The 22,545-nt window shown below is 62.7% G+C and carries 20 protein-coding genes; 11 read left to right on the forward strand and 9 right to left on the reverse strand.

The window, feature by feature from the left end:
• Positions 1 to 9 precede the first annotated feature (9 nt).
• Positions 10 to 2,034 (reverse strand): ATP-binding protein, encoded by a 2,025-nt coding sequence (locus tag ASD03_RS28680; RefSeq protein ID WP_162250543.1) that lies wholly within the window; start codon positions 2,032 to 2,034, stop codon positions 10 to 12.
• A gap of 216 nt (positions 2,035 to 2,250) precedes the next feature.
• Here ASD03_RS28680 and ASD03_RS28685 point away from each other — a divergent pair, with 216 nt between their 5' ends.
• From ASD03_RS28685 to ASD03_RS28715, 7 genes are all read left to right on the forward strand, one after another.
• Positions 2,251 to 4,692, forward strand: coding sequence for an arylsulfatase (locus tag ASD03_RS28685; RefSeq protein WP_057217706.1), 2,442 nt, complete (start codon positions 2,251 to 2,253; stop codon positions 4,690 to 4,692).
• Positions 4,693 to 4,735: 43 nt separating this feature from the next.
• On the forward strand, positions 4,736 to 5,098 hold the full coding sequence (locus ASD03_RS28690) for a hypothetical protein (RefSeq protein WP_244494216.1): 363 nt from the start codon (positions 4,736 to 4,738) through the stop codon (positions 5,096 to 5,098).
• A gap of 421 nt (positions 5,099 to 5,519) precedes the next feature.
• Positions 5,520 to 6,053: an SRPBCC family protein gene (locus ASD03_RS28695; protein ID WP_025427656.1), complete on the forward strand. Its 534-nt coding sequence runs from the start codon at positions 5,520 to 5,522 to the stop codon at positions 6,051 to 6,053.
• 254 nt (positions 6,054 to 6,307) lie between these two features.
• Entirely contained in the window at positions 6,308 to 7,525 is a 1,218-nt protein-coding gene (locus ASD03_RS28700) for an MFS transporter (RefSeq protein WP_025427655.1), read from the forward strand.
• A gap of 795 nt (positions 7,526 to 8,320) precedes the next feature.
• Positions 8,321 to 10,099: an acetolactate synthase 3 large subunit gene (locus ASD03_RS28705; RefSeq protein WP_025427654.1), complete on the forward strand. Its 1,779-nt coding sequence runs from the start codon at positions 8,321 to 8,323 to the stop codon at positions 10,097 to 10,099.
• A 22-nt stretch (positions 10,100 to 10,121) separates the two neighbouring features.
• Complete coding sequence (gene ilvN, locus ASD03_RS28710; protein WP_025427653.1) at positions 10,122 to 10,694, forward strand: acetolactate synthase small subunit; 573 nt, start codon at positions 10,122 to 10,124, stop codon at positions 10,692 to 10,694.
• Positions 10,695 to 11,166: 472 nt separating this feature from the next.
• Positions 11,167 to 11,661, forward strand: a complete 495-nt coding sequence (locus tag ASD03_RS28715; RefSeq protein ID WP_025427652.1) for a nucleoside deaminase — start codon at positions 11,167 to 11,169, stop codon at positions 11,659 to 11,661.
• Positions 11,662 to 12,288: 627 nt separating this feature from the next.
• Here the strand turns inward: ASD03_RS28715 and ASD03_RS28720 are convergent.
• Positions 12,289 to 13,134 carry an aldo/keto reductase gene (locus ASD03_RS28720; protein ID WP_025427651.1) on the reverse strand — a complete coding sequence of 282 codons (846 nt, stop codon included), beginning with the start codon at positions 13,132 to 13,134 and terminating at the stop codon, positions 12,289 to 12,291.
• Positions 13,135 to 13,411: 277 nt separating this feature from the next.
• On the opposite strand from ASD03_RS28720, the gene ASD03_RS28725 reads away from it, so the two are divergent.
• On the forward strand, positions 13,412 to 14,005 hold the full coding sequence (locus tag ASD03_RS28725; protein ID WP_025427650.1) for a LysE family translocator: 594 nt from the start codon (positions 13,412 to 13,414) through the stop codon (positions 14,003 to 14,005).
• On the opposite strand, the gene ASD03_RS28730 is transcribed toward ASD03_RS28725, so the two are convergent.
• The 3 genes from ASD03_RS28730 to ASD03_RS28740 all read right to left on the reverse strand — a co-directional run bounded on the left by ASD03_RS28730 (position 13,997) and on the right by ASD03_RS28740 (position 16,961).
• Entirely contained in the window at positions 13,997 to 14,476 is a 480-nt protein-coding gene (locus ASD03_RS28730) for a DUF2269 domain-containing protein (RefSeq protein ID WP_025427649.1), read from the reverse strand. The genes ASD03_RS28725 and ASD03_RS28730 overlap by 9 nt on opposite strands.
• The gene (locus ASD03_RS28735) at positions 14,476 to 15,759 is read right to left on the reverse strand and encodes an SDR family oxidoreductase (protein ID WP_025427648.1); all 1,284 of its coding nucleotides are present in this window, start codon (positions 15,757 to 15,759) and stop codon (positions 14,476 to 14,478) included. The genes ASD03_RS28730 and ASD03_RS28735 overlap by 1 nt, the downstream gene beginning before the upstream one ends.
• Before the next feature lie 188 nt (positions 15,760 to 15,947).
• The gene (locus ASD03_RS28740; protein WP_025427647.1) at positions 15,948 to 16,961 is read right to left on the reverse strand and encodes a hypothetical protein; all 1,014 of its coding nucleotides are present in this window, start codon (positions 16,959 to 16,961) and stop codon (positions 15,948 to 15,950) included.
• 346 nt (positions 16,962 to 17,307) lie between these two features.
• Here ASD03_RS28740 and nthA point away from each other — a divergent pair, with 346 nt between their 5' ends.
• Genes nthA through ASD03_RS28755 form a run of 3 tightly spaced genes read left to right on the forward strand, consistent with a single transcriptional unit; the run spans position 17,308 to position 18,966 of the window.
• On the forward strand, positions 17,308 to 17,952 hold the full coding sequence (gene nthA / locus ASD03_RS28745; RefSeq protein ID WP_025427646.1) for a nitrile hydratase subunit alpha: 645 nt from the start codon (positions 17,308 to 17,310) through the stop codon (positions 17,950 to 17,952).
• Positions 17,949 to 18,608 carry a nitrile hydratase subunit beta gene (nthB, locus tag ASD03_RS28750; RefSeq protein ID WP_025427645.1) on the forward strand — a complete coding sequence of 220 codons (660 nt, stop codon included), beginning with the start codon at positions 17,949 to 17,951 and terminating at the stop codon, positions 18,606 to 18,608. The genes nthA and nthB overlap by 4 nt, the downstream gene beginning before the upstream one ends.
• Complete coding sequence (locus tag ASD03_RS28755; protein WP_025427644.1) at positions 18,595 to 18,966, forward strand: nitrile hydratase accessory protein; 372 nt, start codon at positions 18,595 to 18,597, stop codon at positions 18,964 to 18,966. The genes nthB and ASD03_RS28755 overlap by 14 nt, the downstream gene beginning before the upstream one ends.
• 348 nt (positions 18,967 to 19,314) lie before the next feature.
• On the opposite strand, the gene ASD03_RS28760 is transcribed toward ASD03_RS28755, so the two are convergent.
• The 4 genes from ASD03_RS28760 to ASD03_RS28775 all read right to left on the reverse strand — a co-directional run bounded on the left by ASD03_RS28760 (position 19,315) and on the right by ASD03_RS28775 (position 22,278).
• The gene (locus ASD03_RS28760) at positions 19,315 to 20,142 is read right to left on the reverse strand and encodes an anti-sigma factor (protein ID WP_025427643.1); all 828 of its coding nucleotides are present in this window, start codon (positions 20,140 to 20,142) and stop codon (positions 19,315 to 19,317) included.
• Complete coding sequence (locus tag ASD03_RS28765; protein ID WP_225906325.1) at positions 20,139 to 20,666, reverse strand: RNA polymerase sigma factor; 528 nt, start codon at positions 20,664 to 20,666, stop codon at positions 20,139 to 20,141. The genes ASD03_RS28760 and ASD03_RS28765 overlap by 4 nt, the downstream gene beginning before the upstream one ends.
• Before the next feature lie 10 nt (positions 20,667 to 20,676).
• Positions 20,677 to 21,048: a hypothetical protein gene (locus ASD03_RS28770; protein WP_025427641.1), complete on the reverse strand. Its 372-nt coding sequence runs from the start codon at positions 21,046 to 21,048 to the stop codon at positions 20,677 to 20,679.
• Between the two features lie 141 nt (positions 21,049 to 21,189).
• On the reverse strand, positions 21,190 to 22,278 hold the full coding sequence (locus ASD03_RS28775) for an AbrB family transcriptional regulator (RefSeq protein WP_057211151.1): 1,089 nt from the start codon (positions 22,276 to 22,278) through the stop codon (positions 21,190 to 21,192).
• Positions 22,279 to 22,545: the final 267 nt, after the last annotated feature.

Below are 22,545 nucleotides of genomic sequence, written 5' to 3' on the forward strand. Positions count from 1 at the left end.
CTGCGCGTCTCAGGGTTTGCGGATGATGCTGCCGAGCGGCCGCTTGAGCAGGCTGTCGCGCAGCGAGCCTTCGCGTCGCGGTTCGGTGGCGGGGGGGACAGCATAGGCATCAGTCGGTGGCGGCGGGCGATAGCCGGCCGCCGGCTCCGGTGTCTCGGTCAGAAGCTGCTGGCGGATCTGGTTGAAACGCTCGAGCTGCGGATTGCCGGGCTCGGGCGCGCGGGGCAGCATGTCGGGGCGATAGGGCTCGATCTCCGCTACGTCATCGTCGTCGAAGCCGGCAGGCGCCGGTTCGTCGCGGGTCTCGGGGCCCAGTTCTGCGGCCCAGAGCCGCTCGTCCTGCTCGTCGGTGGTGGCGGCCGCCAGATAGCTCTGCTGGAAATTCGAGATGTTCGGGCCGGTGATCGCCCGCATGCGGTTGACGATCGAGCGGATGTCGACGGTCGGCGGCGCGTCCTCGTCGACCCGGTCGATAATCCCGTGGGCGCGGGGCAGCCGCTCCTCGTTGACGCGGGTAAAGCGCATTCGCATGGGCACGGCGACCGCCTCGCCGAAGGCGATGGCTTCGCCGTTGCCAATCGATGAGATGAAACTGGTGGTCGAGATCGACGAGTTGGGAATGGCCGAGCGGATGATCTCCTGGTCGCGGTCGTTGGCGAGCCGCATGGCAAAGACCGTCGAGCACTGCGACAGGATCGTCGGGTCGAGTTCGCCCGGACGCTGGGTGATGATGCCGAGCGAGACCCCGTATTTTCGGCCTTCCTTGGCGATGCGGGCGATCGCCTGGCGCGTCGGCAGGAAGCCGAGCGACGGGTCGGCGGGCACATAGCGGTGTGCCTCTTCGCACACGACCAGCATGTGGATGCCGCCACTGCTCCAAAGGCCGATTTCGAACGCCATGCGGCAAAGCACCGAGGCGACGGAATTGACGACTTCCGACGGGATGCCTGCGAGTTGGAAGGTGGCGATCGGCCGGCCCTCGCCGGGAATGCGGAAGACCTTGGCGATCGTGTCCTGGATCGTGTCGGAGATCGTGTTCGACGAGAACATGAAGTGGTAGCGCGGGTCGTTGATCGCCGAGACGATCCTGACCTTGAGCGAACGCAGATGCGGCTTGTCGTTTCGCCCTTCGAGCCGGCCAATGCGCTCGTCGATCAGCGCCAAGAGGTCGGCGATGCGATAGGGCACGGGGGTATCGGCGGTAATCGAGCTCTTTTCCGTCTGGCGGCGCACGAGGCCGGACTCGGCGCTGCCCTTGAAGGCTTTCTTGGCGTCGGGAATGACGTCGCGCAGGATGTCGAGTTCTTCGGGGATGGCGGGACGGCCACGGAAAATGACCTCGGCGAACTCCTCCAGCCGGAAGAACCAGAACGGCAGGTCAAGCGTATCGGGGTCGATGACGACAGCAAGTTCCGGGAAGGCGGCGGCAAATTCGTTGTGCGGGTCGAGGATCAGCACGCGCAGTTTCGGATCGGCGGCAATCGCCTTGTTGAGCAGCAGCGTCACGGCGGTCGACTTGCCGACACCCGTGGTGCCGACGATGGCGAAATGCTTGGCCAGCATCGACGGCACATGGATCGTCGCGTCGAGGCTTTCGTCCTGGGTCAGCTTGCCGATGATGCAGCAATCGTCCTGGCCGGAATCGTAGATGCGGGCGAGATCGGCGGTGCGAATGCGATGGGCGACCGCACCAAGGTAGGGATACACGCTGATGCCGGCGGAAAACTCCTCACGGCCTCCGGGGCCGACATGGACTTCTCCCATCAGCTCGACCTCGATGCGGAAGGTGTTGTCGGTGTCTTCGCCCCATTCGCTGCTGGCCGTCTGCATGGAATAGACGAGGGCAACCACACGGTTTCTTCCGACCGTGATCGAGATCAGCCGGCCGACCGACCAGAGTTCCGTCAGCGAGGTTTCGCCCTTTTCCGCGACGGCAGCAATGGTTGCGCGCGAACCGCTGCACGCGACGACGCGGCCGAGGAAGCGATTGCCGGGCTTCAAGCCGTCGCGGCGATCCTGCTCTCCGGCACGCATCGAGGAATGAAGATCATTGTTCAGCAACGCACAACCCCGGCACAACGGTCCTTCATGTTAGCGCGGGGGATTTAACAAGTGGTTTCGGCATTGGCTGCGACGATCAGGCGCGAACGCTGCCAGCGACGCATGGCTGGTGCATTGCTCGCATCAATTTATGCGCGTACTCTAATATAATGAATTCAAAGTGTGCCTGAGCCACGGGAGATTTTCCTCATGAAAATTTGTCACAGCATGCTTGCGGGCGCAGGTTTTCTCGCCATGAGTTGCATCCCCGGGTTGGCGCAGGAGGTCAAAGGTCTCCCGGGTTCTCCGGACGCCACGATCACGATTGACGGCAAGCAGCTTCCCCAAGCCGATCCGCGCTTCGGCGGCGTGATCAATCAAAAGGCCTCGGAGTCGCAGCCCTGGTGGGCCCCGCGCATCGCGCCGCCGCAGGGCGCTCCCAACGTGCTGCTTATCATGACGGACGATGTGGGCTTCGGTGCGCCCGGCACCTTTGGTGGCGTCGTCCCGACGCCTGCTCTCGATCGCATCGCCAACGAGGGCCTGCGTTTCACGAACTTCCACTCCACATCGCTGTGCTCGCCTTCACGAGCGGCATTGATTACCGGCCGCAACCATCACGTCGCCGGCTTCGGTGTCGTTGGTGAGATGGCAACGGGATATCCTGGCTATAACTCGATCATCCGCAAGGAGAACGGCACCATCGGCACCATTCTCAGGGACCATGGCTATGCCACCTCGTGGTTCGGCAAGAACCACAACACGCCCTTCTATCAGTCAAGCCAGGCGGGCCCGTTCGACCAATGGCCGAGCGGAATGGGCTTCGAATATTTCTACGGCTTCGTCGGGGGCGACGCGAGCCAGTGGCAACCGAACCTGTTCCGCAACACCACGGCCATCTACCCGTTCGAGGGCAAGCCCGATTGGAACCTGACCACGGCAATGGCCGACGATGCCATACAGTACATGACGCAGTTGAAGGAGATCGCGCCAGACAAGCCGTTCCTCGTCTACTACGTGCCCGGCGGCACCCACGCGCCGCACCATCCCACGCCGGAATGGATTAAGAAGATCGGCGATATGCATCTCTTCGACGAGGGCTGGAACAAGCTTCGCGAGACCATCTTTGCCAACCAGAAACGGCTGGGCATCACGCCCGAAAATGCCAAGCTGACGCCTTGGCCGAAGGAACTGCCGGAATGGGATACCCTCAATCTTGAGCAGAAGAAGCTCTTCATCAAGCAAGCGGACGTTTATGGAGCCTATCTCGCCTATACCGACAATGAGATCGGCAGGGTCATCCAGGCGGTCGACGATCTGGGCGAACGCGACAACACGCTGATCATCTACATCAGCGGCGACAACGGTGCGAGCGCCGAAGGCATGGTCAACGGCACGCCGAACGAGTTCACGACGTTCAACGGCGTTCCGGTCCCGGTGAAAGACCAGTATCTCTGGTACGAATTCTGGGGGTCGGACCGCACGTTCCCGCATTTCTCCGCTGGTTGGGCGTGGGCGATGGGCACGCCGTTCAAATGGATGAAGCAGGTGCCGTCGCACTTCGGCGGAACGGCTCAGGGCATGGCGATGTCGTGGCCGGGCCACATTGTTGACGCGGGAGGTATCCGCCGGCAGTTCCACCATTTCATCGACATCGTGCCGACGATCCTTGAGGCGACCGGTATCACAGCGCCGGACACGATCAACGGCATCCAGCAGCGCCCCTTCGATGGCGTGAGCATGATGTATACCTGGGACAAAGCCAACGCCGAGGCGCCATCCACGCGCAAGACCCAATATTTCGAGATGCTCGGCAATCGCGCCATCTATCACGACGGCTGGGTGGCGGCGACGACGCCAGCGACCCTGCCGTGGGAGCTGAGCGCCAAGACGCCTCCCGATGTGATCTCCGGATACAAATGGGAGCTCTACAACGTCAAGGACGACCCCACCCAGTTCGACGACCTTGCCGCCAAGATGCCAGACAAGCTTAAGGAAATGCAGGCGCTGTTTTATTCGGAGGCAGCAAAACACGACGTCTTGCCGCTGGATAACTCCACGCTCGCCCGCTGGAACGCGCCTCGTCCGAGCCTGACGGCGGGACGGGCGGAATTCACCTATTCGGGCGAACTAAGCGGTGTGCCAGCCAGTGCTGCGCCGAAAATACTGGACAAGTCCTACAGCATCACGGCCGAAGTCGAGATACCCGAAGGCGGAGCGGAAGGCATGATCGTCACCGAGGGTGGGAGGTTCGGCGGTTACGGGCTGTTCCTGAGCAAGGGAGAACTGGGATTCGGGAGCGGTAAGGTCGTCTTCCTCTATAACCTGCTCGACCTCAAACGAACCACATGGGAAGGGCCCACACTGGATGCCGGCAAGCACACCATTGTCTTTGACTTCAAGTCGGACGGCCCAGCGCTGGGTCAAGGTGGCACGGGTATCTTGACCGTGGATGGCAAGGAAGTGGTAAGGAATTCGCTGGATCACACCACGCCGATCACGTTTCCGGAAGACGAATCTTTCGATGTTGGCCTGGATACGCGCTCCGGCGTCGCGATGATCGAGTATCGCTACGATCCACCTTTCAGGTTCACCGGCAAAATCGACAAGTTGACTTTCAAGTTGAGCGAGCAGCCAACAGCGAAGCCTTAGGCTGTTCAGGCAGCCTTGAAGCGCATGGTTGAATGAAAGGTATATGCTGGTGAGTTCGATGAAAACGGTCCTGATGTTCGCCGCCGTCAGCGAGGCGGCCACGGGGATGGCGTTACTCATCGCCCCGTCGTTTGTGGCGGAACTGTTGTTCGGCGAGCCCCTGGCCGGCGCGGGAGCGTCGGCTGCTCGCGTGGCCGGGATCGCCCTGATCGCATTGGGGCTCGCCTGCTGGCGGCATTCGCCTCTGGTCGGCATGTTGACCTACAATGTGGCCGTGACGCTTTATCTTGCCTATCTCGCTGTCGCCGGTGAGCTGACCGGCGTCCTGCTGTGGCCGGTCGTCGCGCTTCATGCCGTCTTTTCCATCCTTTTGTCGCGCGCTTGGCTCGTCGCTCCGGAGCGTTGAACGAAGATCCCAGTTCAGGACGCGGAATCTCGGGGACGACAACCTTGATTGAAGGCCACGGCGGCTGACCTGTTCGCAATAACGGGGAAGTTCGGGAAACCATACGTCCTGTCGCAAACGTAATTCAACCAAACGGTTGACTATTTGCCAGTGCGCGCGTACATTCAACCAAATGGTTGAATTATAGGTGCCTGAGATGATGTTCGTCTTTCACCCCGACCACCTGCCGAATGCCCAAGAACGCTTCTGGACCGACCGTCTCGACAGGCTCGAGAGGGCGTTGAGCCAGCGCGTGTCTCCATCAACGGAAAACCACGGCCCGACCGGCCGTGGCCAGACCAAAGCCGACCCGATCGAACCTCGCCCGGCCTTTCCGGGCCCGACAAACCCAAGCCCGACAAACCCAAAAAGGAGACGACAGATGAACGACCTTTCGACCCTGGACACCTATGGCGTGCTGAGTGAACCGGACACGTTGAAGATGACGCGGCTACTACCCGGGCCGATCGAGCGAGTCTGGGCCTATCTGACCGAAAGCGACCTGCGCCAGCAGTGGTTGGCGTCAGGCCAGATGGAGATGAAGGTAGGCGCGCCGGTCGAACTCGTCTGGCGCAACGACGAACTCACCAACCCGCCCGGCGAGCGCCCGGCCGGTTTTCCCGAAGAGCATCGGATGCAGAGCCAGATCACCGACCTCGACCCGCCGAGAAAGCTCTCGATAAGCTGGGCCGGTAGTGGTGACGTTTCCTTCGAGCTGGAGACGGTGGGCAACAGGGTGCTGTTGACCGTGACCCACCGCAGCATTGCCGACCGCGCCACCATGCTGATGTTCGGTGCCGGCTGGCACATGCATCTCGACATTCTGGCTGCTCGTGCCAACGGCACGGAGCCGCAACCTTTCTGGGACGGCTGGAACCGCCTGATGAAAGACTACGACCAACGGCTGCCTGCCTGAAGGGGAGCGCCGGTCACAACAGGCGTGTGGCGATGCAGGGCTTCTCGCTCCGAGAGCCCGATGCCGCACGCCGGCTGTGCTCCAGAAATCTGTTCGCGCAAAAAAAGTGCGACGACGAGTCGGATGTCCGAGCCCGGAAGCGTCCTTGTGCCGAGGGGACGGTGTGTGTGCCTTGCGTGGAGTTTCCGTCCGGGCCGGCGCAAGCCGGGCCGCTTGAAGAACAGCAGTCGAGATGAGGTACGAGGAGATACCACATGCACAATTCCCGATATCGCTGGGTGATCGTCGCGGCGGGCGGCCTGTTGGGCTGCATCGCCATCGGCGCCATGTTTTCGCTGCCGGTGTTTCTTCGGCCGATCTCGCAGGATACCGGCTGGTCCGTCACCGGCGTCTCCAGCGCGATGACCATCGGCTTTCTATCCATGGCGGCGGCAAGCATCGCCTGGGGCAGCCTCTCGGACCGGCTGGGCGCCCGGATGATCGTGCTGATCGGGTCGGTTATTCTTGCCGGGAGCCTGCTTTTGGCAAGCCGGGCGACATCGCTCATCGAGTTTCAGATCGTCTTCGGCCTTCTCGTCGGCGCGGCGACCGCGGCGATCTTTGCGCCGATGATGGCCTGCGTCACCGGCTGGTTCGATACCCATCGCAGCCTGGCGGTATCCCTGGTTTCTGCCGGCATGGGCATGGCGCCGATGACCATGTCGCCGCTGGCGGCATGGCTCGTCTCCATCTACGATTGGAGAACGGCGCTGCAGATCATCGCGGTCATCGTTGCCGCCGTGATGATACCGACGACGCTCTTGGTGCGCCGCCCGCCGGTTCAGGAAGACGAAAACACCGCTTCGGCAATGGATAGCGGGCCGCAATCGTCAATGTCGGTCAGCCAGGCCGTCCGGTCCCCGCAATTCATCGTGCTTCTGCTGACGAACTTTTTCTGCTGCGCCACCCATTCGGGCCCGATCTTCCATACGGTGAGCTACGCGGTCACCTGCGGCATCCCGATGATAGCTGCCGTTTCGATCTACAGCGTCGAAGGGCTCGCGGGCATGGGCGGCCGCGTCGCCTTCGGCCTGCTCGGGGACCGGTTCGGAGCCAAGCGCATTCTGGTTCTGGGACTGCTGATCCAGGCGTTCGGCGCGCTTGCCTATGTCTTCGTCAGCGAACTGGGGGCGTTCTATGCGGTGGCGGTGCTGTTCGGCTTCATCTATGCCGGTGTCATGCCGCTTTATGCGGTGCTGGCGCGCGAGAATTTTCCGCAGCGGATGATGGGCACGGTGATTGGCGGCACGGCCATGGCAGGTAGCCTTGGCATGGCGACCGGACCCTTGGCCGGTGGCCTGATCTATGACGCCTTCGCCAGCTACGCCTGGCTCTATATCGGTGCCTGGGGCATCGGTCTCGGCGCCTTCCTGATCGCCTTGACCTTCAGGCCATTCCCCAAAGGCGTGCCGGTGCCCGTACCGGCACAGTGATCATCGGGCGATAGCCCACGTGGACGGCCGCGAGGGCTTGGATCAGGTCCGCCTCGCTCGGTCAGCGCCCGGGTACCAGGCGAAGTTCGAGGACCGGCCCGTGTACGGAGGCGGGCAAGCGACGGGCTGGGCCGCGTCAATGACGCGACACGCAGCGGGTCGGCAAACCCAACGGTGACCGGGAACTGGAACGGTTGCTCGGCGATCTCGTGGCTAAGCTGGTCAACGCATGACGTCGGCGGAGCTTTCGGCCGCGATCAAGGGAGCTTTGGTCCGTGAACGGGCAGGGCCGGCTCTGTCGCAACCGCTCTATTGGTGGGAGTTCATGTCGAAGACGACCCAGCGGAAGAACAGGTAGATGGCGCCAGCGCTGATGACCAGCGGCGAGAGTACGGAAAGGTCAAGCATATCATTGCCTTGTTTTTTAGCACTGCATCATGCAGCCGGGCCATCTTTCCCCAGGCCACTTAAGTTTAAGTGCATCGATATGGTAAACGGAAGGGATTGGTGGCGATGGCGCGACGTTGCCTCATGGGCGCTTGCGGCGGCGGCGGCCCGGTTTCGTGCAATCCGATATCTCCCGGAAAAAGCGTTGACGCTTCCGGCTTTTGCGTTTAACAAATCGTCCCATGATAAATTTTGCGGTTATTCTTGTGGTGGGACGGCGCATGGGCAGGATGGTGTAACCATCCGGCAGTAGCCACCCATGCGCTAAACGAGGCTCCTGACGGGGCCTTTTTTTATGCCTTCAAACAAGCTAAGCACCCAACTGGGAAAAGGGATGGAAGCAAGTCAATGAGCGGTACAGAGAACCAGATGACAGGCGCGGAGATCGTTCTCCAGGCACTGAAGGACAATGGCGTCGAGCATATCTTCGGCTATCCCGGTGGCGCCGTGCTTCCGATCTACGACGAAATTCACCAGCAGGAAGATATCCAGCACATCCTCGTTCGCCACGAGCAGGGCGCCGGCCACATGGCCGAAGGCTATGCCCGCTCCACCGGCAAGGTCGGCGTCATGCTGGTTACCTCCGGTCCCGGAGCCACCAACGCCGTCACCCCGCTGCAGGACGCGCTGATGGATTCCATCCCGCTCGTCTGCATCTCCGGCCAGGTCCCGACCTCTCTGATCGGCTCGGACGCCTTCCAGGAGTGCGACACGATCGGCATCACCCGGCCGTGCACCAAGCACAACTGGCTGGTTCGCGACGTCAACGATCTCGCCCGCGTTATCCATGAGGCGTTCCGCATCGCCCAGTCCGGCCGTCCGGGTCCTGTCGTTGTCGACATCCCGAAGGACGTGCAGTTTGCGACCGGCACCTATACGCCGCCGTCGGCCGTTCCGGCCCAGACGAGCTACCAGCCGAAGACGCAGGGCGATCTGAAGAAGATCGAGGAAGCCGTCGAACTGATGAAGACGGCCCGCCGTCCGATCATCTATTCCGGTGGCGGTGTCGTCAATTCCGGCCCTCAAGCCTCGCAGCTGCTGCGCGAACTGGTCGAGCTCACCAATTTCCCGATCACCTCGACGCTGATGGGGCTGGGGGCCTATCCTGCTTCCGGCAAGAACTGGCTCGGCATGCTGGGCATGCACGGCACCTACGAAGCCAACATGGCGATGCATGACTGCGACGTCATGATCTGCGTCGGCGCGCGCTTCGACGACCGCATCACCGGCCGCCTCAACGCGTTCTCGCCCAACTCCAAGAAAATCCACATCGACATCGATCCGTCGTCGATCAACAAGAACGTTCGCGTCGACGTGCCGATCCTCGGCGATGTCGGCTCGGTTCTCGAAGACATGGTCCGGCTTTGGCGTGCGGCCACAAAGGCGGACGACAAGACACGGCTGGCCGACTGGTGGGAAGGCATCGTCAAGTGGCGGGCGCGCAACTCGCTGGCCTATGCCGCCAACGACGACGTCATCATGCCGCAATACGCGATCCAGCGGCTCTATGAGTTGAGCAAGGGTCGCGACACCTACATCACCACCGAAGTCGGCCAGCATCAGATGTGGGCCGCCCAGTTCTTCGGCTTCGAACAGCCGAACCGCTGGATGACCTCGGGTGGTCTCGGCACGATGGGTTACGGTTTCCCGGCTGCCATCGGCGTCCAGGTCGCGCATCCCGACAGCCTCGTCATCGACATTGCCGGCGATGCCTCGATCCAGATGTGCATCCAGGAAATGTCCTGCGCGGTCCAGTACGGCCTGCCGGTCAAGATCTTCATCCTCAACAACCAGTACATGGGCATGGTGCGCCAGTGGCAGCAGCTGCTTCACGGCAACCGTCTGTCGCATTCCTACACCGAGGCGATGCCTGACTTCGTCAAGCTGGCGGAAGCCTATGGCGGTGTCGGCATCCGCTGCGACAAGCCGGGCGAACTCGACGATGCGATCCGTCGCATGATCGACACGCCGGCGCCGGTCATCTTCGATTGCCGCGTTGCCAACCTCGCCAACTGCTTCCCGATGATCCCATCGGGCAAGGCGCACAACGAGATGCTGTTGCCGGACGAAGCCACGGACGAAGCGGTCGCCAACGCGATCGACGCCAAGGGCCGCCAGCTGGTTTGAGATAGGGACAGGAAACAATAAAATGAGCGCACACCTTCAACCGACCGGTTCCGCCTATTTCATCGCCAAGGAAACCGAAGTCGCCGAAACGCACACGCTTTCGGTTCTCGTCGACAACGAGCCGGGCGTTCTCGCCCGGGTCATCGGCCTGTTCTCCGGCCGAGGCTACAACATCGAGAGCCTGACCGTTTCGGAAACGGAACATCAGGCGCATCTCTCGCGCATCACCATCGTCACCCGCGGCACGCCGCACGTGCTCGACCAGATCAAGAACCAGCTCGAGCGGCTGGTTCCGGTCCACCGGGTCGTCGATCTCACCGTGCGTGCCGGCACGCTTGGCCATGACCGCCCGGTCGAGCGCGAGCTGGCGCTCGTCAAGGTGCATGGCTCGGGCGACCATCGCGTCGAGGCCCTGCGGTTGGCAGATGCCTTCCGTGCTTCCGTCATCGACGCCAATATCGATCACTTCGTGTTCGAGATCACCGGCAAGTCGTCGAAGATCGAACAGTTCATCGCCATCATGAAGCCGCTCGGTCTCATCGAAGTCTGCCGCACCGGCATCGCCGCGATGAACCGCGGCCCGCAGGGGATGTGATTGTAGGTTAGCGGGTAGGGGGGTGACCCTTGTCTGGCCTATCTGAGCCAGGCGGGGGGTGTTTGCCCCACACCTCAGCCCTCTCCCCGCAGGCGGGGAGAGGGGGTGCAACTTCGAGTTTGCGCAACTGGAGCGTTTCCGGTTTAGACAGAGTCGCAGAAACGCTCTATCTCCCTGTTTTGACACATTTCCTGACGGAAAACCGCTTCGCACTTTTCCTGGAAATGCTCTAGGTGGCGACTGCCACCCGTCCCCCCGATTCTTCCCTGACAAGCTCGCACCTCGATCGGCCTTGCTGCCAAAGTCAAAAAAGATCAAATTGATTCTTGTATCTGTTCATCGGGGGAATGGCAGATAGGCGGCGCTGGGGAGCTGACATCCTTTTACCTGGCAGAGAATGCAAATTACCCGTTCCGTTACCGGGGAAACATTAGTGGTGAATGAACCGCGATAATTCTCAGGAGCTCACAAAATGGCAAGCAGCAAGCGGCCCTATGATGAGACACTTTTGCGGAAGGCCTTCGATGTGGCGCGGCGTTCGCGCGAGGGCGGGGATCACCCGTTTGGTTCAATTCTCGCCGACCGTGACGGCAATGTCTTACTGGAACAGTGCAACGGCTACAGTTCGGAAGGTGGCGACCGCACGGCCCACGCGGAGCGGCTTTTAGCCACGCGCGCCGGCAAAGCCTATGATTTGGATTTTCTTGCCGGATGCACGATGTACACGTCCGCGGAGCCATGCGCCATGTGCTCAGGCGCGATCTATTGGGCAGGCATAGGGCGCGTCGTGTTTGGCCTGTCCGAGAGAGAGATGAAACAACAGATAGGCGCGAGCGAGGAAAATCCGACGCTTGATCTCCCCTGCCACATCGTGTTCGCCGCCGGTCAGCGCCCAACGGAAGTCGTCGGCCCCATGCTTGTGGACGAGGCGGCGAAACTCCACGAAGAATACTGGTCTCGTCGTTAAAGCGTTTCCGATTTAAACGGAGTCGCAGAAACGCCCTATCTCTTTGTTTTTACGCATTTCCTGACGGAATGCCGCTTCGCACTTTTCCTGGAAATGCTCTGGATCGCGACGATCCTATGAGTCCAATGGATTGGAGTCTGGTGGCAGTTTCTGCCTAATTGCGCAAGTTTGCCGCATCTATCCTTCTCCCCGCAGGCGGGGAGAAGGTGGCCGGCGGGCCGGATGAGGGGCGGGCGGAACGCTGTGCAAGTCGCCAGGAAACTTCGACAGGCCAGGCAGTTGGCTAATCCCGTAAACAGCCTACACGCGATAGGGGCACGCCATTCTCCCGCATTCCGGCCCACTGCATGTATCCTAAGGATACATGCAGCAATTCAAAGTGCTACAGCGACCTTTGCGCGCCTAATAAGACGCGCGGCGCTGTAGTGCCGGAATCCAGCGACTCGACGTCCGTCGGGTCAAAAGACCTTTCAGCCCAAAGACTTGGGCTGGCTGGATTCCTGTGACAAGCACAGGAATGACGGGGGGGTTGGCCGGTCCCCAGCGTCTCCACGACCCGTCATCATGAGAGCTGAACCTGCCAATTTCTGCCGGAAAGATCCGAGTGGGGCCTTAAACGGTCGGCCCTCAAATCATCTCCAACGACCTTTTGCGCTTCGGTGGCGGGAAGGCGTTGTCGAGGGTCGCGAGGTTTTCCGGGGTCAGGTGGATGTCCATCGCGTCGCGGTTTTCGCGGGCGCGTTCCGCCGAGCCAGTCTTGGGGATCGAGATCACGCCGGGGCGGGTTTTCAGGAAGGCGAGTGCGATCTGCGCCGGCGTTGCCTGGTGCGCCTTGGCGATGTGGACGAGATCCGCGTTGCGCAAGAGCCGGCCCTCGTCGAGCGGCGAATAGGCCATGACGGCGACACCGCGCTTCTGGCACCAGGGCAGGAGATCATATTCGATGCCGCGCCTTGAGAGATTGTAGAGAACCTGGTTGGCGGCGACGTTCTTGCCGCCGGGAACCGCCAACAACTCCTCCATGTCGTCGACATCGAAGTTGGAAACGCCCCAGGCGCCGATCTTGCCGGCCTTCTTCAGGGCTTCGAACGCCGCCACCGTCTCGGCGAGCGGATAGCCGCCGCGCCAGTGCAGCAGGTAGAGATCGATATGGTCGATGCCGAGATGCTTCAGGCTGCGCTCGCAGGCGGCCTCGGTGCCGATCCGGCTGGCATTGGAGGGCAGCACCTTGCTGACGATGAAGGCTTCGTCGCGCCGGCCTTTGACCGCCTCGCCGACGACGCGCTCCGAGGCGCCGTTGCCGTACATTTCGGCGGTGTCGATCAGCGTCATGCCGAGGTCGAGGCCGGCCTGCAGGCTCTTCACTTCCTCTGCGGCGCGCGAGCGCTCGTCGCCCATGCGCCAGGTGCCCTGGCCGAGAACCGGAACGGAGCGTCCATCGATGAGCGTGGTGGTCGGGATCGGATCGTGCATTCGGCTTTCCCCTTGGTCGGACGTGGACGGGATTAAGCGTTGGGCGGGTCCCAGCGTTTCGTATGTCGCAATCTAGCGCAATCGGCGGGTCTTTCGAGGTGCCTTTTCTCGGCGCGCAGGCGCGTTGCTGGTCGCGATATCTCGGGCGCGGAACTCGACCCAACTCCCGTTCCGTCCTATCAGGCCGGTGGTCGCCCGATGTTGTCACCGTGACAATTCCGGGCTGGTTGCCAGGATTAGGTCAATTATGTTGACCTAATCCTGGTGGAGGAAGATAATGCAGGCCGATACGCTCCTGGCGTTGTTTCTGTTCGCGCTCACGACGTCGATTACGCCGGGCCCGAACAATATGATGCTCTTTGCCTCGGGCGTGAACTTCGGCTTCGTGCGCACCATCCCGCATATGCTGGGGATCGGTGCCGGTTTCTTCTCGCTGCTGATCGCCGTCGGTCTCGGCCTGGGCGCGCTTCTCCACGCCGTACCGTTGCTCTACACCACCCTGAAGTTTGCCGGCGGTGCCTATCTCGTCTGGATCGCCTGGAAGATCGGCACCTCGCGCTCGCTCGGCGAAGGCAAGGCCGGCGCCGTGCCGATGACCTTCCTGCAGGCGGCGGCCTTCCAATGGGTCAATCCCAAGGCCTGGGTCATGGCAGTCTCGGCAATGGCGACCTATACCGGCGGCGAAAGCTACATCGCCAGCGTGCTTGCCGTCGGCCTGGTCTTTGCCCTCGTCAACGTACCGAGCGTCTCCACCTGGGCCGGTTTCGGCTCGGCCCTGCGCCAATGGCTGTCGGAGCCCGCACGGCTCAAATGGTTCAACATCACCATGGCGGTGCTGCTCGTCGTCAGCCTGTGGCCGATGCTAAAATAGCTGGAACTGCGGCTTTGCCAGCATCAGCCAGAAAATGCCGACAACGGCAAAGAAGGCCGGGAAGCCGCAGGCAAACCAGATGGCATAGAGCCGATCGAAGGCCGGCGGCAGCGGCGTGTTCTCCGCCGCAGCAAGCTGCGCCAGATTGCGCAGCCGGATCTGGATCCAGACCACGGGAAGCCAGAACAGGCCGGTGACGACATAGAGGATCAGCGACAGCGCGATCCACCCTTCCGCAAGCGACCAGCCGATGCTTGTCGCCAGCAGATATCCGGTGATCGGCTGAAACACCACGGCTGTGGCGGTGAAGACCGTATCTGCGACCACGACTGTGCCGGCGACATGGGCGATCAGCCGCGCATCGCGCGTGCGGCTCGCCATCAGCATGAAGAAGGCGATGCCGGCGCCGGTACCGAAGAGCACGGTGGCGCCGATGACATGGGCGAGGCGCAGGAGGTCGTCCGGAAACATCAGCGTTCATCCCGAATGGCGAGGGTGGCAAGCGTCAACAGGATCGACGGCAGAACCTTGACGAGCGGCCCGAGCGGATCGGTCCAGAGTTCGGGCTCCGCCAGGGTTGCGGAGGCGAGATAGGCGGCGGTCAGCGCCAGCATTCCCAAGAGCGCCTGTTTCGCCCACGGGCGGACGAGCACCGCGGCTCCGAGCACGATATCGGCAAGGCAGGTCAACAGCGTCAACGCCGTTGCCGGGCCTTCGGCCAGGAACCGCAGGAAATGCTGTCTCGCCGCATCGATGGCAAAGAGCGGGACCAGCCCCGAAAGCAACCAGAAGGCCGACAGCCCGACGATCAACAGTGGTTTCAAAAGATAAAGCCGGGCAAACCAGAGATCCTGCACGCCGGATGGCACAGCCGAAAGGCTTTGGCGGGCCGACAGAAACGGCACCGGGGCGTGAGCGTCATCCTCGGCTGAGACGCCGCCGGCCATCACCGAAAGCGCAGTCGAGCGCAGTGGCGAGCGCCAGCCGAGCCGTCCGGCGATATCGGCAAGGAGCCCGACGGGTGCGGCGAGCGGGGCCGGCAGCGAAACGATCCTAGCTGGCGATAGGCCAAGCCATTGGCGGTGCAGCGCGACGAGCTCGGCAAGGGGTGGCCGCTCTGGGTGGCCGAGCACGAGGTCGCTTCGTTCGGGCAGGAGACCTGCGACGGCGGCGCTGACCGCCTCGGTGACATCGCTAAGGGCAACTGTTTCGACGCGGCTTTGCGCGTGGACGAGCGGGATCGCGAAGGGCAGGGCGGCAAGCGCCCTGAGCAGGGCCGAGCCGCCATGGGCATTGCGGCCGAGCACCAGCGCCGGCCGCAGAATGACATGCGACACGCCGCTTTCCGCAAGCGCCGTGTCGGCGCGGAACTTGGTGGCGAGAAAGGCGAGGTCAGTGCCGGCATCGCCGCGCGGCGCCGAGATCTGCACGATGCGCATCGGCGGTTTGTTTTTGGCAGCGGTATAGAGCGCCAGCATCGCCGCTTCCTGGGTTGCAGCGACATGATCGGCCAGGCCATCCTGCAGCGCGCCGGCGCAGTTGACGACCACGTCATGCGTCTCGACCAGCGGCAGCCAGTCGCCGGCCTTGCGCATCTCAGCAAGGTCGGCGGCAATCCATGACGCTCCCGGCCGTTTCAGCCGGGCGCGGGCGACATTGCGACCAAGGCCGGTCACCCCATGTCCGTCGCTTGTCAGTCGATCGAGGAGGGCCGAGCCGATGAAGCCGGTGGCGCCGAGAATCAGAATTTTCATGACGTCAGTTTACAGAGCTGCCAGCGAAAATTGGCGGGTAAAAATGATCGAGCAGCGAAGGTGGATTGGACGACTTCGCGCCTCGGATGGAGCCGGCATCATGCAACAGCAGAGGCTGCTGCGGGCACCAGGGCAAGCCTGCGATTGCTAGGTCAACAACCGACGCGGCAGGGGGCAGGGCGAACCTATCACAAGAACTGGTCGATAATGGACAAGACAGCGAGCAGCAGCATTGGCGGAATGACTATGGCAAGCCGGAATGCCCATTTTGAAGGCAATCGTGGCCTATCGACCGGATTGTCTTTCCGCAACGGTCGAATGAGTTTTTCCCTGACGAACGCGGGGGATAGGAGGTCGCCGAAGGACACCCCTATGGTCTCATCGATTGCCGCTCGAATGTGATTGCGCTCGGCCTCGCTCAGTTCAAGCCGGGTGAGTTTCTCGTCAAGCAGGATCGGTAACGGGACGCCTTCGGTGATGACGGCGAGGGCGGGGTAGGCATGTCCGGCGAAGGGGGTTGTCGGCAGCGCGCGGTCGTCGCTCGTCGGCCGGAGGTACAGTGGGCGCTGGCCTGGCTTCATCCGGGTATAGGCTGTCTTTATAGTACCGCGCGCAAAGGGAACGCTCGGGGCGTAGCGCAGGATTTGGCTGCCGCTCAGATCGACGATGATGGGCTTCAGCAAATACCGCCGGCCGGCGGCGCGGCGGGCAAGGAGAATGGGGATGGCGTTGCTCAGCATGACCAGGCTGAACAGCACAAGGCCGGCTCCGAGGATGAGCCGCTGCGCCGTCGTGCGAATGACGCTGCGATAATCATGGGTGAGGCTGACATGCTCGGGGCTGTCGCCGGCGATTGTGATGTTGCCGTGCCGGCAAAGGCCGGGTTGACCGACCGAACGGGTGTTCAAGATTTGCTCGTGGGGCTGACCATCGTGCTGAAAGCGAACCTGCGTGCTGCAGAGCTGGGGTTCGCCGCTGCCAGGCAGGCAATCGACCGAGCAAATCTCTGCGCCGCTGACGAGAACGGGGTTCCGGCTGATGGCGTAATCACGCCTGATCTCGTCGATCGGGAGCCGGAGCAGGCCCACCGCCAATGGCAACGGCAAAAGTGCCAGGAAGAGGAAAAAGAAGCCGAGGGAAAAGACGGGCGCAACGACGCGGATAGCACGGGACGGGAAAGCACTTTCGATTGGTGTCGTCATGCGCTGCCAGTTCCCCCAATGCTCCGTCCTCCGCCTTCCGCCCACAAGGCGTCGTGGCGTCGAATCACCCCGCTTGCTAAGACCTTAGCGCAACTTCAGACTTGTGACGGAGGTGGTGTGCAATCGTGCCTTCGCCGTTTCCTGATGATTGCTTGCAATCAAACGGGCCGTTTTGACAGCGATGGCAAACCGCGTCGAACCGGACTTGTTACGGTGACAATTCCGGTCCACGGCCGCTGGTAAAATCGATTTCGAAATCGGCGTTTATTCGCTACGACTATTGCCTCAGGGAGGCAGCGGCGCCATCTGCGCAGCCGCGAGGCGCCGTGCTGCGAGGAGCCAGGCAATGTCCGAACACCATCATGGTCACGATCACCATGATCACGACCATCACCACGACAACCATTTCACCGATATGGAGGCGCGGGTAAAGGCGTTGGAAACGGTGTTGACGGAGAAGGGCCTGATCGATCCGGCGGCGATCGATGCCATCGTCGAGACCTACGAGACCAAGATCGGCCCGCGAAACGGCGCCCGCGTCGTTGCCAAGGCCTGGACCGACGCCGAATTTGCCGACTGGCTGAAGGGCGACGCAACGGCGGCGATCGCCAGCCTCGGCTATACCGGCCGGCAGGGCGAGCACATGCGCGCCGTGTTCAATACGGCCGACACCCACAACCTCGTCGTCTGCACGCTCTGCTCCTGTTATCCCTGGTCGGTGCTCGGCCTGCCGCCGGTCTGGTACAAGGCGCCGCCCTATCGCTCGCGCGCGGTCATCGATCCGCGCGGGGTGCTGGCGGAATTCGGGCTGATGCTCCCCGAGGACAGGCGCATTCGCGTCTGGGATTCGACGGCGGAGCTGCGTTATCTCGTCGTGCCGGAGCGGCCGGTGGGGACAGAGGGGCTCCGCGAGGAAGAGCTTGCCGATTTGGTGACCCGCGATTCCATGATCGGTACCGGGCTTGCGCTTGTCACCGAGGCGCTGCGATGAACGGGCCGCACGATCTCGGCGGGCAGCATGGAATGGGTCCGGTCGCGCCCGAGACCAACGAACCCTATTTTCACGCCGAATGGGAAAAACGGGCGCTCGGCGTGACGCTTTCCTGCGGCGCCTTCGGCGCCTGGACCATCGACGAGAGCCGGCATGCGCGTGAAAACCTGCCGCCTGCCACCTATCTCTCGGCGAGCTATTACGAGATCTGGACGCGGGCGCTGGAGACGCTGCTGAAGCGCCACGGTTTCGTGACCCAGGCCGAACTCGACGGCGGCCAAATGCTCGAGAAAGGAGCCGAGCCCAAGCGCGTGCTGAAGGCCGACATGGTGCCGGCGGTGCTTGCCAAGGGCGGCTCTTGCGACCGGCTGGTCGAAACGCGCCCGCGCTTCGTCGTCGGCGAACAGGTGCGCACCAAAAATTTCAACCCGACGACCCATACGCGGCTGCCGCGCTATGCCCGCGCCAAGCTCGGCACGATCGAGGCGGTGCAGGGTTCCTTCGTCTTTCCCGATGATAACGCCCATGGCCGCGGCGAGAGCGCGCAGTGGCTCTATACAGTGGTGTTTGACGGGGCTGAGATCTGGGGCGAGGGCGCCGACCCGACATTGACGGTGTCGATCGATGCCTGGGAGAGCTACCTTGAGCACCTGTAAGACGACATCGCCGCTTGCCGCCTCCGCCGAGCTGCCGAAATCGCCCGAGGGCGATCCCGTCTTCGCCGAGCTGTGGCAGGCGTCTGCCTTTGCCATGACGGTGAGACTGCACGAAAAGGGCGTCTTTTCCTGGAACGAATGGGCCGAGGCGCTTTCCGCCGAACTCTACAAGCCCGGCCGCAAGGCGGATGCCAGCGACTATTTCGATTGCTGGGTGGCGGCGCTGTCGCGGCTCGTCACCGAGCTTTCGATCACCTCCAGCGGGCAGCTGGAAACCTTGACGAAGAGCTGGCAGCGCGCGGCCGAGGCGACGCCGCATGGGCATCCGATCCTGATCGAGAACGACCCGCTGCGGTAGCGGTCTGTCATATCTCATGGGACGCGAGCGGGTTTGCCCCTCACCCTAGCCCTCTCCCCGCGGGCGGGGAGAGGGGACGTGGACGACAATAGCGTTGCCACCTGGCATCTGTCGTTGACGAGCACCTCGGCAGCGAATGGCTGACGTGGAGTGGCCGCGAGCCACAAGTTTCCTTCTCCCCGCGTGCGGGGAGAAGGTGGCCGGCAGGCCGGATGAGGGGCCATCTCCACGGAACATCACGTAACGTGAATCGATGCTTCGAAAACTGAGCCAACGTTATGATATGGCGACGGTTTTAACCTCGAAACGCTTTCAGTTGCGGCAGCGCTGCAGTCGTCTCTGACGCCGTCAACTCTTGGCGGCTGCCGGCTTCTCGAACTGGCGGTAGCATTCGTCGGCGACCTGTTGCAGAAGCGTACGCGGCACTTCGCCGGTGACGGCATAGCCGATCGGTCCGTCGATCCAGTAGAAGGTTTCGACGCCGCCGCTGCTGTCGATGCGGAAGCTGGTTTCGCGGTTGTCCGGGTTGCGGCCGAGAAGCACGGTCAACCGCTGGCCGCTCGGGTCTTCATACATGAACAGCGCGCCCGCCTTGCCGTTGACCGGTAGCAGCCTGCCGCCGACGAGCGAAAAGCCGAGTTTCGACAGATCGGGAATGTTGAGCGGATGATCGAGCCGCTTGCCGAGCCAGGTGGCAAGGTGGGTCTGCTGGTCCGGCCCGACCTCGACGGCGTGGCGCACCTCGCTTGCATAGATGAGAAACGCTGACTGCGCCTGCCGCGGCAAGCTCTCAGTCACCAGGGCAACCTGTTCTGAACGTTCGGGGGCGAGGACATGCGGGGCATAAAGTCCGCTGAGGGCGCCGGCGCCAAAGAGCAGGAGACCGGCGGCGATGCGGCCGCCAAGGCGCAAAGTCCAGCGATCGCGCGAAGCGACGGCCGCGCCCCGGCTGCTCGTACCTGCGAGCAACGCCCGGTCGCGCTCGTCACTGCGGGCATAGGTCGAAAACATGGCGCGGAGTTCGGTTGCCTGGCCCTGCCACTGGCGGACCTCCTCGGCGCGCGCGGGGTTGCGCTCGAGCCATTGCTCGACCCGCGCCCGGTCCGCCTCGCTCAGGAAGCCGTCGACATAGGCGTTGAGGTCGTCTTCGGAGACGGTGTTCAATTCGTCCGTCATTTCGGTCTCCGCATGCTGATCACGTTGTCGTCCTTCATCGCTTCGGCAAGCTGGTGACGCGCCCGCGACAGGCGGGACATCACCGTGCCGATCGGAATGGCCAACATGTCGGCCACATCCTGGTATCGGTATCCCTCAATCACCACGAGCATCAGCACCGAGCGGTTTTCCGCCGAAAGGCCGTTCAGCGCCCGTTCCAGCCGCGAGCGTTCGAGCGGATCGCTCTCTTGGGTTTCCGCCTGGAGGCCGAGGTTGTCGTCGAGCTCGACCTGCGGGTGCAGCGCGGTGTGCCGGTGCCGGTTGCGGCTGAGATTGGTCATGATGGTGAAGGCCCAGGCACGCAGGTTGACTCCGCGCCACTGGGCGCGGCGCGCCAGAACCTTCTCGACACAATCCTGCAGCAGATCTTCACCATCAGGATCCGAGCGCACAAGGCTGCGCGAATAGCGCCGGAGCGCCGGCATCAGCGCCAGCACATCCTCCTCGAACCGGTCGGATGCGGGGCTTTTCGCCCCCGCATCCATATTCACGCCATCACGGCTTGACGACATCCCATTCGCCCTTCAAGCCATCCCCGGTAATGTCACCCATCTTCTTGTCCTTGATAAAGAAATACAGCGGCATACCGTCCTTGGCCCACTGCTTGGCTCCATCCTTGCGTTCGACGACCGTGTAGGCTCCTTCCGCCTTGGCATCGCCTTCGACCGTGAAGGGCGGCCAGTTCTTCGCGCAGGCGTCATAGCAACTGGAAACGCCGCCATGGTCGTCCTTGTAGGTGTAAAGCGTCATGCCGTTGGCGGCGGCGAGCACATTGCCCTTTGCCGTTTCGACCGTCTTGACCGGAGGTGCCGCAAAGGCGGCGCCGGCGACAAGGGAAATGGCAATAGCGAGCGGTAACGTTCTCATGGGAGCTTTCCTTCCTCAACTTGAATCTAGCGGAGTGCGCAGGCGCGCGGATCCTGACATGAGACACGAGGAGGGCGGGGATTATTCCCGGAATTGTTGCATCGTCGCACTTTTTTCAAGTGCCGGCGAGCCGCACCGCTTTCAGGCGCGGTTGGCGACGAAGCGGGCGAGCGCGGGGCCGATCATGGTGATGATCATGAGACGGGCGGACTGCAGCGCCATGACGAAGGAGAGGTCGACATTGCTCGAAGCGGCGATGACCGCGATCGAATCGAGCCCGCCCGGGCTGGTGGCGAGATAGGCCGTCAGCGGGTCGATGTCGGCGACCTTGATGAGCAGCAGGGCAAGCAGGCCGGAAAACGAGATCAAGACGACGATTGAGATCACCGTCGGCACCAGTGCGCGGCGCGCGTGGGCAAGGATCGAGCGGGTGAAGCCAAGGCCGATGTTCCAGCCGAGCAGGGCGTAACAGAGCGCCAGCAGCCATTGCGGCAGCTCGGTGGTCATGACGCCGCTGACATTGAGCACGGCGCCGACGAGGAACGGCAGCAGGAAGGCGCCGGCCGGCACGCGCAGCATCCGGCCGGCAAAGGCCGCGCCGAGCCCGACGGCAAGCGTTGCCAGGAACGGCAGGATCGAGACAGGCTCGAACCAGACGATTGCGGTTTCGGCCTCCGCGCCGGTCACCCAGAGATGGGCGACCATCGTCGCGGTGCTGGCGACGAAGATGACGCGCAGATACTGCATGAAGGCGACGAGGCGCGCATCGGCGCCATAGGCATCCGCCATCAAGAGCATGGTGGAGGCGGCACCCGCCGACGAGCCCCAGATCGCCGTCGTGCCCGGCAGGATGCGCATGCGGGTGATCACCCAGCCGCAGAGCGTGCTGACGGCGATGACGGAGAGAATGACGCCGAGGAACAGCGGCCAGTTGCCGGAAAAGGTGCCGAGCATGCCGGGCGTCATCGCGCCGGCGATCATCATTGCAAGAATGAATTGCACGCAGAAGTACACCTGCTTGGGCAGGCGGATGGTGCCGCCGTTCATGCCGAAGAGCACGGCCGCGAGCATCGGCCCCATCAACAGCCCGGCGGGAATGCCGACCAATTCGAGGACTGTCGCAAAGATCACGGAGACGAGCGTGAGAAGCAGCCATTGCAGCGTCGGCGCAAGGCGGCCGATGCCGACAGGGTCCGAAGACGAGGGCGTGGCGGGCTGGTCGGGCTTCAAGGGCATTCTCCGGCATTGCCTCAGGCGGTTGACGTGTTCGTGCCCGCCTGATCCGTTTGTCGGGGCTGGCCCATGCAGGGATCGGTTCGCCGCCGCGCAACCGCTCGTTAGCAGCATTGCGCGCAGGCATTCAAGCGGCAGGCTGGCCACAGGGCCAGAAGTGCCACAGCGGATAGGGCGGGCGGCCGAAACGACTGGATGGGGGTGCCGTCATGTGACACGCCTGCGCCATTGCGGCGCGGCGCTGGGCAGCCCGGCGCGCGGCAG

Origin of the sequence: Ensifer sp. Root127, from assembly GCF_001425225.1 — a bacterium.
GTDB lineage: Bacteria > Pseudomonadota > Alphaproteobacteria > Rhizobiales > Rhizobiaceae > Ensifer > Ensifer canadensis.

Coding starts and splice junctions, on each gene's coding strand:
- ASD03_RS28680 (WP_162250543.1), bottom strand. CDS start 2,034: ATGCGTGCCGGAGAGCAGGATCGCCGCGACGGCTTGAAGCCCGGCAAT.
- ASD03_RS28685 (WP_057217706.1), top strand. CDS start 2,251: ATGAAAATTTGTCACAGCATGCTTGCGGGCGCAGGTTTTCTCGCCATG.
- ASD03_RS28690 (WP_244494216.1), top strand. CDS start 4,736: ATGCTGGTGAGTTCGATGAAAACGGTCCTGATGTTCGCCGCCGTCAGC.
- ASD03_RS28695 (WP_025427656.1), top strand. CDS start 5,520: ATGAACGACCTTTCGACCCTGGACACCTATGGCGTGCTGAGTGAACCG.
- ASD03_RS28700 (WP_025427655.1), top strand. CDS start 6,308: ATGCACAATTCCCGATATCGCTGGGTGATCGTCGCGGCGGGCGGCCTG.
- ASD03_RS28705 (WP_025427654.1), top strand. CDS start 8,321: ATGAGCGGTACAGAGAACCAGATGACAGGCGCGGAGATCGTTCTCCAG.
- ilvN (WP_025427653.1), top strand. CDS start 10,122: ATGAGCGCACACCTTCAACCGACCGGTTCCGCCTATTTCATCGCCAAG.
- ASD03_RS28715 (WP_025427652.1), top strand. CDS start 11,167: ATGGCAAGCAGCAAGCGGCCCTATGATGAGACACTTTTGCGGAAGGCC.
- ASD03_RS28720 (WP_025427651.1), bottom strand. CDS start 13,134: ATGCACGATCCGATCCCGACCACCACGCTCATCGATGGACGCTCCGTT.
- ASD03_RS28725 (WP_025427650.1), top strand. CDS start 13,412: ATGCAGGCCGATACGCTCCTGGCGTTGTTTCTGTTCGCGCTCACGACG.
- ASD03_RS28730 (WP_025427649.1), bottom strand. CDS start 14,476: ATGTTTCCGGACGACCTCCTGCGCCTCGCCCATGTCATCGGCGCCACC.
- ASD03_RS28735 (WP_025427648.1), bottom strand. CDS start 15,759: ATGAAAATTCTGATTCTCGGCGCCACCGGCTTCATCGGCTCGGCCCTC.
- ASD03_RS28740 (WP_025427647.1), bottom strand. CDS start 16,961: ATGACGACACCAATCGAAAGTGCTTTCCCGTCCCGTGCTATCCGCGTC.
- nthA (WP_025427646.1), top strand. CDS start 17,308: ATGTCCGAACACCATCATGGTCACGATCACCATGATCACGACCATCAC.
- nthB (WP_025427645.1), top strand. CDS start 17,949: ATGAACGGGCCGCACGATCTCGGCGGGCAGCATGGAATGGGTCCGGTC.
- ASD03_RS28760 (WP_025427643.1), bottom strand. CDS start 20,142: ATGACGGACGAATTGAACACCGTCTCCGAAGACGACCTCAACGCCTAT.
- ASD03_RS28765 (WP_225906325.1), bottom strand. CDS start 20,666: ATGGATGCGGGGGCGAAAAGCCCCGCATCCGACCGGTTCGAGGAGGAT.
- ASD03_RS28770 (WP_025427641.1), bottom strand. CDS start 21,048: ATGAGAACGTTACCGCTCGCTATTGCCATTTCCCTTGTCGCCGGCGCC.